Origin of the sequence: Paenibacillus polymyxa M1 (genome assembly GCF_000237325.1) — a bacterium.
GTDB lineage: Bacteria > Bacillota > Bacilli > Paenibacillales > Paenibacillaceae > Paenibacillus > Paenibacillus polymyxa_C.
This window is the reverse complement of record NC_017542.1, coordinates 583,655-597,834: the sequence shown is the minus strand read 5'-3', so window position 1 is coordinate 597,834 and position 14,180 is coordinate 583,655. Positions and strand designations below refer to the sequence as shown.

Here is a 14,180-nt window from a genome sequence, read left to right as displayed (position 1 = left end):
CTATTTTACCAAAAAATACTTCATAGTTCTTGGTTTAGAGATATACAAGCCCTTGAAATGCCTGTGTGGTCTGTGCAATAGTGTAGAAAGAACAATGGAAGGAGGGATTGCGGGTGTCCCCGACGGACTTCGCGGCATTAGTCGCATATATCTCACCCGGTCTGATCGCCTTCCTGCTGGCGTTATCCTTGCTGGTATGGCTGTATGTTCATAGTGCAGCCCAGCTTCGGAATTCGCGTCAGCAGCGGCTCGAAGAATTACAGGAATCACTGCGTATCTATGGGCGGTTAGCTGGTTATCTCCAGACTGCTACCCAGAACGCGATCAACAACAGCGAAAAGCAGCAGCACCAGCATGGACTAATCCATGCTCTTCAGGAGGCTAAGGCCGCCCCCTATTTGACCCCTCACCTTCAAGAGCAGGTTCAAGCATCCCTGCGGGAATGTGATCCATTCCGCAGGGAATTGCTTCTCAAGTCACTGGAGCGTGAAATGAACAAACTGATCGAGGAACGGCGACTTGTTCTGCTGGAATCCCATGCTCCAGGCTGGGGAACAGCATTATGGAAGCTATTACGCCCAGCGGCCGGTCCGCTGACGCTGGCGGGAATCGTCTGGTTGACCTCAAGACTGGTTGTGGAACTGATGACTTACAGTCATGTCGATGTTAGTCTACCCGACACCACACAATCTGTATCATGGCTTATAGGGTATGCATGGATAAGGTTCGTTTCTGGCTTGATCGCCTTGCTGTATGTCTATCGTCTGATGACCCTGCGTAGACAAAATGATCTGGACGTGACGGCATCCCATTTCCCAACAAGCCTGTTATGTATGGTCATTGCCGTTGTCGCCCTGTTTCAGTGGCTCGGGCCAGAAGCGTCTCCCTACATACTGGCTGCACAGCTTGTGCTGTTCTTGATTGGCTTCCGACTTACCCGAGGCCGCTCGCGAAGTGATCGTCCTTATGTGGGTCATCCCAGCTTGATGAAGGCCGATGCTTCGCAGCATCAGGAATTACACGCAACTGACAAAGATACAACCGCTGATTCTTCTTTGGCTGATGAACATATGCGGTCCTAAACACCCGTTGCGCCTGAAATTAGATCCTGTATACATCCCGCAAATCATATACCATCACAGGACATCCCAACACACAAAGAAAGAGTTTATGGGGTGTCCTGTTTTTTGAACAATTTTTGGCTTTTTACGGGGTTAGGCTTGTGCCAACGATCAAGGAAAGGGTATATTGTTTATATAAATGTAAATCATATCGTTTTATATGTATTAATATTGAAAAAAATCCATATATGTTAAACTACCATCAATTTATGATGTGCGTTAGAATTGGAGGAACTATGCAACTGGACATTTCTGAAAAATCACTTCCCGTTTATGAAGCGCTGGCCAGTGAGGTTCGGCTGAACATGATTGTTCTGCTTGCGGAGAAGCCTATGAATATACGTGAGCTGGCGGAAGCCCTGGGACTCAGTAGTGCGATTATGACCATGCATGTTAAGAAACTGGAGAGAGCATCCATTATTTCGACTAAAATGCTGCCCGGACGAGGCGGGGTTCAGAAGGTATGCTCATTGGCTACGGACAAAATTGAAATCGCCATGCCACGCTATCAGCAGGATGTACGGCAATTTCATCAGACGGAGATTTCCGTGGGACACTTTACAGATTTTGAAATTCAGGCAACCTGCGGCCTAGCCACCGTCGAAAAGATTATCGGAGAATTCGATGAGCCTCGTTCGTTCTTAGACCCTGAGCGCTTCAATTCCAAAATTCTGTGGTTTAGCCAAGGGTATATGGATTATAAAGTGCCGAATTTCCTATTGTCCAGTCAAAAAGCTGAGGAACTGGAAATTTCGATGGAATTATCATCGGAGGCCCCTTTTACCAATGATAATTGGCCTTCAGACATCACGTTTTTTCTAAATGATGTGAATTTGGGCACTTGGACCAGTCCGGGGGATTTCGGTGATAATCGTGGTAAATATACACCTTCATGGTGGCCTGATTTTATCAATCAATATGGCCTGCTTAAGAGACTTCGCGTTACGTCCGAAGGTACGTTTATGGATGGCAAGCAGATATCCGATGTGACTCTAAGCGACGTACTGATTGATCAGAAGCAATGGAAATTCCGTATTGCCATTTTGGATGATGCACAGCATGTTGGAGGGGTAACCCTGTTCGGTACCGGATTCGGTAACTATAACCAGGATATCCTGTTCCGTTTGTACTACAAACCTGCGGAAAACCATACCAAAACAGCAACGGTAGAAGCTGGCGATAGCAGCAAGTAATCATTAGACCATTCAAAACCTGAACACGGCGTTTTGCCCATGCCTTTCTTGGGAGACAAAGCGCCGTGTTTTACTTTCTCATCCTATTTTACTGGCCTCTTTTTGCCATGCGCTATGTAATTAGCGTACAGGTTCAATACAAACTGGTGAAGGAACCTCCAATACATATCCCGTTCGGGTCAACCGTCCATCATCCCCATGGATAGCAAAGGATACGACGTTGTTTCCCTCTTGATTCGCCACTAGCAAATAACCAGACAAGATGTTGAAGTTACGCGCCGTACTGCCGAAAGTCTCGACCCATTCAATCGTCTTCAGCTTCCCGCTGTCTAGATCGACATGGTAGAGTACGATGCTGTCATGTCCTCGATTGGATACATACAGAAAACGTCCACAGGGTGTAATCCGAATATCCGCTGCTGTATTTTCTACATCGATAATGCCTTCTGGCAGTGTGGACAGACTTTGCAGCAAGGTAAGCTTACCATTACGTTCGTTATAACCAAACACAGTAACGGTATTATTCAATTCATTGGCGACAAAGGCATATCGACCCGAGGGATGAAAAACCAGATGACGTGGGCCGGAACCAGGTGGCAAATCTGTCTCACGGTGGGTTACCAATTTCCCATCCTCTGTCAAACGATAACCTATAATCTGATCCAGCCCCAGATCACATACCATAGCATACTGTCCTGAAGGATCAGGAATAATCGAGTGTGGATGTGGCGTATCCTGGCGGTCCTGGCGAATCCCTGACCCCGTATGCTGAACCTGCCCCGACATGTCTCCCAACCCTCCAGCAACTGTTGCAGGGAATACAACGGCATTGCCCCCAGAATAGTTAGAAGCCAGCACATATCGTCCATCTGTTGTTACGGATACATAGCAAGTATGTGCTCCCTCCGTTCCTTTTCGATCCAAAGGATGCAATTCCCCCGTCTGGTTGTTCACCTGATATGTGTACAGTTCGCCTTGGTCTGTTTCACTGGCAGCATACAACTTCGCCCCATTCGGATGCAGTGCCAGAAAAGAAGGTCTCTCTATTCCTTCCACACCTCCAACCATACGCAAATCACCATTGTCCGTATGCAAAGAGCCTATATAAATTCCTCTTTCCTCACGAGACGCATAAGTTCCTATATAAAATAACTGCTCATTCCGCTCTTTCATCCGATCTCAGCTCCTTTTAGCGTATTCCTCACAAGTTATCCGACTTTTAAGTTCTAATTTCTAACTGGTTATAAACTTATCATGCATTATTACCCAAGATTCTGCCGTTTCATTAACATTTGGCTATGTATGCAAAAAAATAGCCTCTTCCGCTGTAATCTGTAGTAGTTCATAAGAACGCCACAGTTCACACCAAAAGAGACTATTTTACAGAAAAAACAACATTAAACCGCTGTGGATTGCGTATCTCTGCTTTTCCATTTTACAGCCAGCCCCAAACTAAGCATGAGAATGACCGCCCCAAAAATGTACGGCAAATTGATATGCACCTCAAACAATGTACCAGCAAGCGCAGGTCCCAAAATATTACCAATACTCATATAAGCATTGTTCATCCCGGCTGCAACTCCCTGCTCATCCCCTGCCATTTTGGATAAAGCAGTATTAATGGCTGGTCGCAGCAACGACGTAGCGGTAAAGAAGATAAGCGATACTCCGAGTACATAATAGAAGTTCCCTGAGAGCAACATAAGCACAAGGGAAATCGCGGAAAACAGAAAAGAACCGATAATCACACCTTTTTCACCAAAACGGTTCAACATCGGACTAATGACCACAGCTTGAATTATAGTTCCGACCAACGCACCTACCGTAATAATGATAGCAATATCACGTTCATTGTAATGAAACTTGCCTGTTACAAAGAACGGAAACATCGTTTCAAAATGCGTCAGGCCAAAGGTTAACGTGAATATCATAATCAACAGCATAAAGTACGGCTTGCGGAAAGACAGCGCAAACTGTTTAATCACATTGTCCCGTTTCACCTTAACATTTCGAAACTTCAACTGCTTCTCCAACGACAAGGTTTCGGGCAGTAAAATCAATGAGATCAGTGCCGCTAAACCTGATACCGCCGCCGAAACGTATAAGGGTGTACGAAGCGAGATATCTGCCAGCAAACCACCTACACCAGGACCAATCACAAAACCAAGCGACATCGCGGCCCCCAACAGCCCCATTCCTCTGCCTCGGTTATGGACTGTTGTGATGTCGGCAATATAAGCCATCATTGGAGGGATCATAAATGCCGCTCCTGCGCCTCCAAGCAAACGGGAAATATACAGCATGGTCAATGAGTGTCCAATTGCAAACAATACAGAAGACACCGTCATGATGACCAGACCGATAATAATCATTTTTTTACGTCCGTATTTATCGGACCATTCCCCCGCTAACGGCGAAAATATAAACTGGGTCAAGCCAAACACGGCAACCAGATAGCCTCCCGTTTCACCACTGCCTCCCAAGGAACCCATGAACTTGGGGAGGATCGGAATAATGAGTCCAATTCCCAGCATGGCAATAAACATATTAATCATCAAAATGACGAGCGGTCCCATTTTCAATTGTTGTGAATCCGACATGTTGCGTTTTGTCCTCCTCAGGTTCTTTATTTCGTATACGAAATTCTTATTTTGCAACCATTTCAGCAAAACTCTTCATTATATTAATAGAGTGGGAGGCAAATAACAATCATAAAATACTTCCGATACCCCTGAATGTTACTCCTTTATTTTTGTACAATAGCAATCGCAATATCATAATCAAATTTCTGAATTTCTGCGGATGGAATATCAAAAGGATTCACCGGCTTTAGTCGATTCGACTCGATCCAATATACCCCCTCTGTCGTATTACGCTCATAGCCATTACAGTCCAACCAAGCAAATAGATCATCATAAATCGTATTTAATCGTTCTCGATCTCCCTGAAAACGGGTCACTGCATACTCTCCTTCGGGCACCTCGATGCGTTCAAGACTATCCGGTACTTCATTCCACGAGGACACTTTAACGCCCACCTTGACCGCAGTACTTCCGTTCTCCTCAACAACTGTCCATTGGGGAGTTAACACATAGCCCATATCCGCGTTCAGACGACCTGAGTGGTTCTCTGGGACGTTCTGTTGCACTTGTTGCCACTGTCTGCGTACCTCATCACCCAATTCGGCAAAAGGGGCTCGCGCAGTCAGCGCTGCTACCTTGAAAGCGGATATCCGCTGAATAACTACATCGAGATTTGAACTCATACGGTTTCCTCCTCATCAAAGTGGATACTACCAAACTTACTATATCCTTATGGTGAATCTTCGAATAGCTCCTGCAATAACCTTTCTTTGTTATTCAGAAATTGTTTGGTAATGATAAAATGATCGGTTTCCTCTAGCGTCCGTGTGTCGATCCCTTCATGTGTCAGATGATACAGGACCGAATCTGGATAAGACATCAAGATGGGGGAATGGGTAGAAATGATAAACTGTGATCCCTGCTGCACAAGCTCATGAATCCGGGCAAGCATGGCCATCTGACGCAAAGGCGATAGCGCTGCCTCTGGCTCATCCAAAATATACAATCCTTGTCCTCCAAACCGATGCACAAATGCAGCAAAAAAAGACTCGCCATGCGACTGCTCATGCAGCGACTTCCCCCCGTACGAATCCCGAATGGGTCGCCCTCCTCCTTCTCGATCCAGCTCGTCAATATGAGTCGCCACATTATAGTAGCTCTCCGCCCGGAAAAAGAAGCCATCCCTCGGTTTTTCAACCCCTCTCACCAACCGAATATGCTCATGCAGCGAGGAATGCGTGGCTTGTGTAGAAAAGTTGAAATTTTTAGTGCCACCCTCTGGATTAAAACCCCACGCAACCGCGATTGCCTCCATAAGCGTTGATTTACCTACACCGTTTTCTCCAACAATATAGGTAACGGAAGGATGGAATTTGAGTTCATTCCACTGTTGAAGAGCCTTTAAGTTAAAAGGGTATTGGCTCCTGTCAGCATCTGGAGGCCACAATAGCTCCAATCGACGTATAAAAAGATTTCGATCCCATATACTCATGTTCAGTCAGCTCCATTGCCAAGCAATTTACTAGGTATTCCATCATTATATTGGAATTATTTACAGCAATCAATCTGAACTCCCATTTCGTAACCCTTCTGTTGTTATTCAAGCTATTATTACAGGTATAATATAACGAAGCCTTTTATTTGGGCAGGAAGTTTCCGCGCATTATCAGTCTCAATCTTATCCTTTTCAAGCAGGTGAATCTATGAATTCAAATCACAAACCGTTCCAATCCTTTAAAATCGTACAGTATATGATGACCATCTACAGGCAGCGATTGACGCGTATTTTACTACCGCTGGCTGTACTGGCTTTTATTATATGGGAGGCTGGACGAGAGCTAAAAGACTTTAATCTGGCACGGATGCTTCATGAGCTGCGGCGAATGGATGCCACGTTTCTCATCGAAATTGGCTTGTTCTCCCTGGTAGCCGTGGCTGCTATGAGTGCTTACGATTATGTAATCAGGCATCATTTCAAGCTTCAAGTCAAGCCTGGAACGACATTTCGGTACGCCTGGATCTCCAATACCTTCAATAATGTCTTCGGCTTTGCAGGCTTTACAGGAGCTGGACTACGTACTGTACTGTATAAAAAGAGCGGTGTGCCATTGGGTGTCATCACCTCGGCAGTCGTATTTCTTTCGCCTGTCGTCATTACCGGACTATCTTTGCTAGCTTGGGGTGCTATTGTCCATTTGTATCCGGTGCAGCCTGTGCTTGATGCTCACCCATGGCTTCATTGGGCACTATGGGGAATGGCACTTTACCTGCCTCTATTTCTGATCATGCAGCGCTCCAAAAGGTATGCCACATGGTTCAACAAGGGAGAAGGACAGCTCTCCTGGTTCACCATCTCTGCCTCCATTGGCGCCTCTCTGCTGGAATGGCTGCTGGCTGGTCTTACCTTTGCATGGATCGGCTCGCACTTGCTCCATGAGCTGCCGCTCCATGCTGTGTTCGGTATTTATGTAATAGCCGCAATTGCGGGGTTAATCAGTCTTGCACCCGGAGGAGTCGGTGCATTCGATATTATCGCCCTGCTCGGGCTGCAAATGGCAGGAGCCAACTCGGACCGGGCGCTGGCTGTGCTGCTGGTCTTTCGCGTCTTTTATTACATCATTCCGTGGCTCATCGGCTTGGTATTAGCCGCGCTGGAAATGATTCCGCGTAACGAGCGCCTGAGCCAGCTCGCTGAGACAGGCTGGGATTACTCCCTTAATGCCTGGCAGAAGGTATGGGGCTGGCCTGGTCAATTCCGGTTTTTGGCCGATCTGGGGGTATGGGCGCTTGGGAAACTGGTACTCATCTCCGGCGTGGTGCTTCTGTTGTCGGCCGCTACGCCTGGTCTGTTGTATCGGCTCCGTTTTGCTGAACATTTGCTCAGCCTGCCCGTTATGCGCTTATCGCACGAAATCTCGGTCATCATCGGAATTATGCTTGTCGTTCTGTCCCACGGAATCTCTCTGCGTATTCGCAGAGCATTGCGGCTGACCTTGATACTTCTGCTGACAGGAGCCATTTTCACCTTCACTAAAGGTCTGGATTTTGAAGAAGCCTTTTTCCTGCTGTTCGTGGCATTAATGCTGTGGATTTCGCGTTCAAGGTTTTATCGGGTCAGTGCGCCGCTGAATCGGCACAACATTTTAATATGGGGCGGATTATCTCTACTCGTAACCGGCGCTTATTTTATGATCGGGGCAGGCTCCAATACACCATTTATGCGTCATATACATGCCAAGGTCCATCTGGACTTTTTTATGAACCGCAGCGATTACGGAGTTACAGCCGTATTTAGTTTGATTTTGGCATGGGTATTCCTGACGGTGTATTTCTTTCTTCGTCCTCAGCGTAGCATCAGTAATCTACCCGACGCACAGGAGCTGGTTAAGCTAAAAGAATTTTTGGAACGACAGGGTGGTAACCTCGTTTCTCATATGCTTTTTCTGGGCGATAAATATCTGTATTGGACTAAGGACGAACAGGTGGTTCTCCCCTATGCTCGCAGCCGGGACAAACTGATTGTATTAGGTGACCCTCTCGGTCCAAAAGAACGTGTGAGTGAAGCCATTCAGGAATTCCAACGGTTCGCGGATCGATATGCATTGACGGCTGTATTTTACCAAGCATCACCGGAATATTTGTCCATCTATCACGAGAACGGCTATCGCTTTTTTAAATTGGGCGAGGAGGCGCTCGTGCCGCTCGAGTCCTTTACACTAACGGGCAAAAGCAATCAGGCGCTGCGCAGCGCCAAAAATCGCTTTGACCGCGAAGGCTATTCATTCGAAATGGTCCAGCCGCCTCTAGAGGCGTCATTAATTGAGGAGATGCGTCATATTTCGGATATTTGGCTGGATGGGCGCAAGGAGAAGGGATATTCTCTCGGCTGGTTCAAAGAATCTTACCTTCAGTTGGCTCCAATTGCATTGCTTAGAGACTCCGAAGGGAAGGTCATTGCTTTCGCTACGATGGCCCCAGCTTATGATCATGGGCAGACGGTCTCTATCGACCTGATGCGTCACCTGCCCGACACACCCAATGGAACGATGGATTACTTATTCACACGGGTCATTGAGTGGGCCAAGGAAAGTGGATATACGACATTTAACCTGGGCATGGCCCCGCTGTCCCAGGTAGGACAAAGCGAAAAGGCATTGCGCGAGGAAAAGCTGGCTCGACTCGTTTTTCAATACGGGGGACATTTTTACGGCTTCCAGGGGCTTCGACGCTTTAAGGATAAATTCAAGCCGCAGTGGGAGCCGCGCTATCTGGCCTATCCCGCTTCTGTTTTTCTGCCGATCCTGACGCTGGAGCTGGTATATCTCGTGTCCAAACGCTCGGACTAAACAAGGTACGATACAAAAGGATTTTGACAGTTTAAAACGATGTAAAAAAGGGTGTTCCCCGCCACAAATGGTTGCAGGAACACCCTTTTATATTCACTATTTTTCTTAGAAGCTGCCTTTTACAACAACGTCAGACAGTGGGAAACGTCCTGATGGACGTGCTGGCACTTGTGCCTTACCTACACTAATGAGCATGGTTGGCAGGTATCGTGCTGGAATATTGAATTGCTCGATCAATTGTGCTGGAATAAATCCGCCCATTGCGCAAGTATCGTAGCCCAAAGATTTAGCAGCCAGCATAATGTTTTGTGCTGCAAGAGCAGAGTTCAGGATCGCTGCATCGCGAGCTACCTGCGGGTTTTGATAAGCACCATTGATTTGACCTACCAATGCGTCACGGATTTCCGCTGGCAATGCGCCTGCTTCTACCGCTTGATCATAAATGACAGCATTGCGGTTGGCTTCCAAATCACCCAGTACGGCAATCGTAACAGAGCTCTCTGCTACTTGACCTTGGTTGTAGGCGATAGGCAGCAATTTTTGTTTGTCCGCTTCACTTTCGATAACAAGGAATTTCCAATGTTGAAGGTTCCAAGCGGAAGGAGCTTCTACCGCGGCAGTCAAGATAGCTTCCAGATCTTCCTCTGGCATTTTAAAATCCTTTACATAGCTTTTTACCGCGTGTCTTTCACTAATAACAGATAAGGTTTCATTTTTCCGGCTGCTCGACATTCTGGGCACACTCCTAATTTCTTAATATATATCTTGAATCTTTATTAACTTCCCAAACTACTGCAATTATAAAAATGATAGTGAATGATGTCAATATGTTTAAGTATGACCCCGCACTCAAAATACAGTACAATACGGATAAAGACATGCATATCGGCAAATGCCTGCCGATGGGACAAGACACGATGAGTTCATACTGTTCTCATTTGAATTTAAAAAGGAGCGTTACTATGATCGGATCGTTTAAAAAAACGGATATTGCTTTATTTGCCGCGTGGGTAGTAGCTTGTGTGGCGACATTGGGCAGTCTGTATCTCAGCGAAATCTTGGGGTATGAGCCTTGTAAGCTGTGCTGGTTTCAGCGCATTCTAATGTATCCCCTGACCCTTCTGCTCGGAATCGCATATTTTCGAGGCGATACGAAAATACGTATTTACGTTATGCCATTAGCCGTCATCGGTGGTGCGATTTCGGCCTATCATTTTATTATTCAGCGCATCCATGCAGCCGCCAAAGCTGCCACACAAACTTCAACGGCCTGCGGCAGAGTGTCCTGTGAACAGGATTATTTGAACTGGTTGGATTTCATCACCATTCCGTTTCTCGCACTCATTGCTTTTATCCTTATTATTGCAGCGATGGTTTATATCATGCGCCAAGAGAAAAAATCAGCCGCAGGTGAGGTACAAGCACAAGAACTCGCATAAGATGAAAGAGACCCGATTATAGGGCCGGTTACCACCAAAAGGCGTATAATCCGCTTGCCGGAGGAAAGACTGTAACTAAATATATCCATTGCATATGTGCTATAATGTAAAAGGTTTGCAGTCTGTCCAATAACGCTTATATTCCTTATAGAGGGGGCCAGTCCATGTTTCATATCAGCACCCCATTGCTGCAATATGGCGCAACTTTCGGTATGATCTTAATCGCTATATCGGCTATTTTCATCCGTATGAAGACAGGTCATCGCCCGATTAATGCCAAAAAAATCATCATTCCTCCGCTCGGCATGAGCACCGGCTTTATGATGTTTGTGGTGCCAGAAGTACGGGTTCCCTGGCTTTGGGCGCTGGGCGCTTTTCTGATCGGCTGGTTTATTTTTTCCTACCCGTTGATCCGCAGCACCAAATTTGAGTTACAAGAAGGGCTGGTTTTCGTGCAACGCTCGCGCACCTTCTTTTTTATCCTGATCAGCCTGCTGATCGTCCGATTGCTGCTGCATGAATTTATTCAGCATTACATTACCATCCCGCAAACAGCAGGGCTATTTTTCATACTAGCCTTCGGGACGTTGTTACACTGGCGGCTCCGGATGTATTTTCAATATCGTCAGTTCATTCCGGAAGAGACGGAAGTCCGCATCTGACCAACCGATATTTAACGTGCATACTCGCATGTTGCTGTGTAGACCCAAAAGACCCGTTCTCCTAACAGGAGGTCGTGTCTTTTGGGTCTTTTTAGTCTATCAGGGGCCAATTCATTAAGGTGGTGCTTTTTGTTGTCGTTCTTGAAAACGTCTCACTCTCCCAAGGCTCTGCGGTCAGCTTGGGATTAACGCCTTGATGCCGTGCTGCCTGGACGCCGGGCGCTAGGCACTTACTGGGAGCTCTCCTTTGTAAACAGCACGCTGCCGTTTGTGTTATTCTGCGGGGCATAAGCGCCATCCCAGGTGATAAAGAAACTTGCTCCAGTGTAGACTTCATTCAGGGCGTTGTTCCAAAGCGAATAATCGAATTCCTTGAGCTGATTATTGTTGCGATCCACATGGTCGCCACCCACGGCTGGTCCAATTTCGCAAAAGCCGTAAGTTTTGCCAAGTCCTTTGATGTCATTGTAAGCCACCTTGATTTCATTGTCATTGGACGGATCATCGCTGTAAGCATCGATGCCAATCCATGTGACATAGCTAGAGCCGGGGTAATAAGCAGCCGCGTTAGCTCCTTTATTTGGGGCATAGACAAAATTGACGTTGGACATGCCATTGGTCGTCACGATGTAATTGTACAAATTGATGTACAGGTTCTTATAGTCTGTCGTATTCTTGTTTCCCCACCAGAACCAGCCTCCGTTCATTTCATGGAAGGGTCTGTAGTAAACGGGGGATGAGTTAAACTTTTGCAGACCGGTCACAACATTGTCAACCTGGGCCTTATAATTTTGTAGCCATGCGGGGCTGGACGAATTGATGGATGAAATGTCTGTATTGGCCAAGATATTAAAATCGGAATCAGACATTGGGGCGTTTACATTTCCACCCTGAGGATTGGGCATGTGGGTGGAAACGGTGACGATTTTCCCCAGGTCTTGGATGACGGAGGCGCTATTAGAGGTAATGGAGGCTGCATCGGTGCCCCCCTGGTTCCAGTTCAGCAGATCATAGGAGACAATGTCAGGGTTGTAGGTCCAGACAGGGCTGGTGTTTACACTTCCGTCATAGCCCAGGAACATGCCTGTATAGTTGATATTGCTCTCCGCGCCTGCCGTTATTGGTAGCGAGAATAATAGTGCAGCCCCGGTCAGGGCGCTGATCAAGCTCTTCGTTTTCTTGAATGAATTCATATTGGTTATCCTCCTAATGTTTATATCTTGCTGCTTGTAATCGCAAGGCTTATGGTCAATCACTTCATCCAGCAACTTTTATCATTCTTATTGTCCATAAACATAACCTCCGTTTTTCCTCAATTCTGAGTTCCGTAATGAGTCTTTTTTCTAGTACACCCCTCCTGTTCAATAAGACAATTCTGATTCGCAACCTACATATTTTTCGTTTTAGCGAGTTGATCTCCATTTGCCTAAAGGAATACACTTTTGCGACCCTCAATTATATCGACATCAAGGAAAAAGGTTGAAATAGTTCTATTAGATCAAAAATTAATTCAGATAACACTAAATAAACAAACTTTGCAAAGTGTGGTAGAGACTAAGTGTGTAATAAAGGTAATCTTTTTATTTCACTCTTATGAATTCAGATTCAAATTATTGCTATTTTTGGACTATATAGAAGATTCATAATCACACACTTAACGTATCCTGTTATCAGTAGCCTAGAAAATAAACACACGTGCAGAATAGTTAGCAACGGTGGATCACTAGCGTCTATTAGAACTAAACTGATCACTCTGAAAACATAGCGTTTATTTTCTTTAAAATGTTGGCTTGGCACTCATGAAACAAAAAAACCGATATTCGGCCTTTGGGCCAAATTCGGTTTTTAGAGGTGAAACTATTATTCCCCAGTTTCCTATTCTTCTTCCTGCGATTTATGTGGAATAATGTAATGCCATAACTCCGTTTCGTTCCAGCATTCGTACAACCAAACAACCAGGAAATGGTCTGGAAAAACTTGTACGTGCCAACTCTATTCAAAGTGGGACGGATCCAGAAAAATCAAATCTTCAGAGAAATCATACAACTACAATCGTGCTATCGAGTTAGGAGATTGGAGCTCCGAGCGACTTGAATTAGAAAAGGAGTTTTAAAATAGTGGGGCAAATAACGGGGCATGTTAGGTTAGTAAGGACGATGAGTAACCAGTCTGTGTAAATCCATGAAGTATAATAACAACTGCAGAACCATCATCGATTTAGACTATAATGTTCTAACTCTTGAGCTTTATTGATTAAGGACACGCTGGTTTTTAAAAGCACAAAAAAAAGAGATGGCATAAGCCGTCTCTTTTTTCATCTATATAAAGCGGGTGATGGGAATCGAACCCACGCTACCAGCTTGGAAGGCTGGAGTTCTACCATTGAACTACACCCGCAAAAAAATGGTCGGGATGACACGATTTGAACATGCGACCCCCTGGTCCCAAACCAGGTGCTCTACCAAGCTGAGCTACATCCCGAAATAGATGCCGGTGAGAGGACTCGAACCTCCACGGTTTCCCTCACGATTTTGAGTCGCGCGCGTCTGCCAATTCCGCCACACCGGCTTATGAAATTAATGGCGCGCCCTGAGAGATTCGAACTCCCGGCCTTTTGATTCGTAGTCAAACGCTCTATCCAGCTGAGCTAAGGGCGCAAATATGGAGCGGACGACGGGAATCGAACCCGCGACCCTCGCCTTGGCAAGGCGATGCTCTACCGCTGAGCCACGTCCGCAAAAACAATATGCGCGTGGAGGGACTTGAACCCCCACGTCAAAGACGCTAGATCCTAAGTCTAGTGCGTCTGCCAATTCCGCCACACGCGCATACAATGA

11 protein-coding genes and 6 tRNA genes are annotated in these 14,180 nt (G+C 46.1%); 5 read left to right on the top strand and 12 right to left on the bottom strand.

The features are described 5' to 3' along the window. Window positions 1–113: 113 nt before the first annotated feature. Together PPM_RS02650 and PPM_RS02645 are read left to right on the top strand one after the other, a co-directional pair. Complete coding sequence (locus PPM_RS02650) at window positions 114–1,082, top strand: hypothetical protein (protein WP_013369128.1); 969 nt, start codon at window positions 114–116, stop codon at window positions 1,080–1,082. A gap of 275 nt (window positions 1,083–1,357) precedes the next feature. Next, window positions 1,358–2,314, top strand: a complete 957-nt coding sequence (locus PPM_RS02645; RefSeq protein WP_013369127.1) for an ArsR/SmtB family transcription factor — start codon at window positions 1,358–1,360, stop codon at window positions 2,312–2,314. Window positions 2,315–2,434: 120 nt separating this feature from the next. Here PPM_RS02645 and PPM_RS02640 read toward each other — a convergent pair whose 3' ends face one another. From PPM_RS02640 to PPM_RS02625, 4 genes are all read right to left on the bottom strand, one after another. Then, entirely contained in the window at window positions 2,435–3,487 is a 1,053-nt protein-coding gene (locus PPM_RS02640) for a lactonase family protein (protein ID WP_013369126.1), read from the bottom strand. A gap of 224 nt (window positions 3,488–3,711) precedes the next feature. Further along, window positions 3,712–4,914, bottom strand: coding sequence for an MFS transporter (locus tag PPM_RS02635; protein ID WP_013369125.1), 1,203 nt, complete (start codon window positions 4,912–4,914; stop codon window positions 3,712–3,714). A 146-nt stretch (window positions 4,915–5,060) separates the two neighbouring features. Then, window positions 5,061–5,579: a GyrI-like domain-containing protein gene (locus tag PPM_RS02630; RefSeq protein ID WP_013369124.1), complete on the bottom strand. Its 519-nt coding sequence runs from the start codon at window positions 5,577–5,579 to the stop codon at window positions 5,061–5,063. A gap of 47 nt (window positions 5,580–5,626) precedes the next feature. Next, a complete protein-coding gene (locus tag PPM_RS02625) occupies window positions 5,627–6,388 on the bottom strand; it encodes an AAA family ATPase (protein ID WP_013369123.1) in 762 nt (253 codons plus the stop codon). Window positions 6,389–6,599: 211 nt separating this feature from the next. On the opposite strand from PPM_RS02625, the gene mprF reads away from it, so the two are divergent. Further along, window positions 6,600–9,242 (top strand): bifunctional lysylphosphatidylglycerol flippase/synthetase MprF, encoded by a 2,643-nt coding sequence (gene mprF, locus PPM_RS02620; RefSeq protein WP_013369122.1) that lies wholly within the window; start codon window positions 6,600–6,602, stop codon window positions 9,240–9,242. 105 nt (window positions 9,243–9,347) lie between these two features. Here mprF and PPM_RS02615 read toward each other — a convergent pair whose 3' ends face one another. Further along, a complete protein-coding gene (locus tag PPM_RS02615; protein ID WP_013369121.1) occupies window positions 9,348–9,974 on the bottom strand; it encodes a nitroreductase family protein in 627 nt (208 codons plus the stop codon). 230 nt (window positions 9,975–10,204) lie between these two features. Here PPM_RS02615 and PPM_RS02610 point away from each other — a divergent pair, with 230 nt between their 5' ends. Next, window positions 10,205–10,681, top strand: coding sequence for a disulfide oxidoreductase (locus PPM_RS02610; protein ID WP_013369120.1), 477 nt, complete (start codon window positions 10,205–10,207; stop codon window positions 10,679–10,681). Between the two features lie 164 nt (window positions 10,682–10,845). Then, window positions 10,846–11,343 carry a CcdC family protein gene (locus PPM_RS02605; protein ID WP_013369119.1) on the top strand — a complete coding sequence of 166 codons (498 nt, stop codon included), beginning with the start codon at window positions 10,846–10,848 and terminating at the stop codon, window positions 11,341–11,343. A gap of 230 nt (window positions 11,344–11,573) precedes the next feature. On the opposite strand, the gene PPM_RS02600 is transcribed toward PPM_RS02605, so the two are convergent. The 7 genes from PPM_RS02600 to PPM_RS02570 all read right to left on the bottom strand — a co-directional run bounded on the left by PPM_RS02600 (window position 11,574) and on the right by PPM_RS02570 (window position 14,171). Continuing rightward, window positions 11,574–12,536, bottom strand: coding sequence for a glycoside hydrolase family 26 protein (locus PPM_RS02600; RefSeq protein ID WP_013369118.1), 963 nt, complete (start codon window positions 12,534–12,536; stop codon window positions 11,574–11,576). Between the two features lie 1,133 nt (window positions 12,537–13,669). Beyond that, window positions 13,670–13,740: transfer RNA gene (locus tag PPM_RS02595), tRNA-Gly, on the bottom strand. A gap of 7 nt (window positions 13,741–13,747) precedes the next feature. Further along, window positions 13,748–13,824: transfer RNA gene (locus tag PPM_RS02590), tRNA-Pro, on the bottom strand. 7 nt (window positions 13,825–13,831) lie between these two features. After that, a tRNA-Leu gene (locus PPM_RS02585) sits at window positions 13,832–13,911 on the bottom strand. A 12-nt stretch (window positions 13,912–13,923) separates the two neighbouring features. After that, window positions 13,924–14,000, bottom strand: a tRNA-Arg gene (locus PPM_RS02580). A 5-nt stretch (window positions 14,001–14,005) separates the two neighbouring features. Continuing rightward, window positions 14,006–14,080, bottom strand: a tRNA-Gly gene (locus PPM_RS02575). Between the two features lie 10 nt (window positions 14,081–14,090). After that, window positions 14,091–14,171 (bottom strand) — tRNA-Leu (locus PPM_RS02570). Between the last annotated feature and the right edge of the window lie 9 nt (window positions 14,172–14,180).

Excerpts from the sequence above, each read along its gene's own strand:
- PPM_RS02605 (WP_013369119.1), top strand. The coding sequence starts at position 10,846 with ATGTTTCATATCAGCACCCCATTGCTGCAATATGGCGCAACTTTCGGT.
- PPM_RS02630 (WP_013369124.1), bottom strand. The coding sequence starts at position 5,579 with ATGAGTTCAAATCTCGATGTAGTTATTCAGCGGATATCCGCTTTCAAG.
- PPM_RS02600 (WP_013369118.1), bottom strand. The coding sequence starts at position 12,536 with ATGAATTCATTCAAGAAAACGAAGAGCTTGATCAGCGCCCTGACCGGG.
- PPM_RS02625 (WP_013369123.1), bottom strand. The coding sequence starts at position 6,388 with ATGAGTATATGGGATCGAAATCTTTTTATACGTCGATTGGAGCTATTG.
- PPM_RS02610 (WP_013369120.1), top strand. The coding sequence starts at position 10,205 with ATGATCGGATCGTTTAAAAAAACGGATATTGCTTTATTTGCCGCGTGG.
- PPM_RS02635 (WP_013369125.1), bottom strand. The coding sequence starts at position 4,914 with ATGTCGGATTCACAACAATTGAAAATGGGACCGCTCGTCATTTTGATG.
- mprF (WP_013369122.1), top strand. The coding sequence starts at position 6,600 with ATGAATTCAAATCACAAACCGTTCCAATCCTTTAAAATCGTACAGTAT.
- PPM_RS02615 (WP_013369121.1), bottom strand. The coding sequence starts at position 9,974 with ATGTCGAGCAGCCGGAAAAATGAAACCTTATCTGTTATTAGTGAAAGA.
- PPM_RS02640 (WP_013369126.1), bottom strand. The coding sequence starts at position 3,487 with ATGAAAGAGCGGAATGAGCAGTTATTTTATATAGGAACTTATGCGTCT.
- PPM_RS02645 (WP_013369127.1), top strand. The coding sequence starts at position 1,358 with ATGCAACTGGACATTTCTGAAAAATCACTTCCCGTTTATGAAGCGCTG.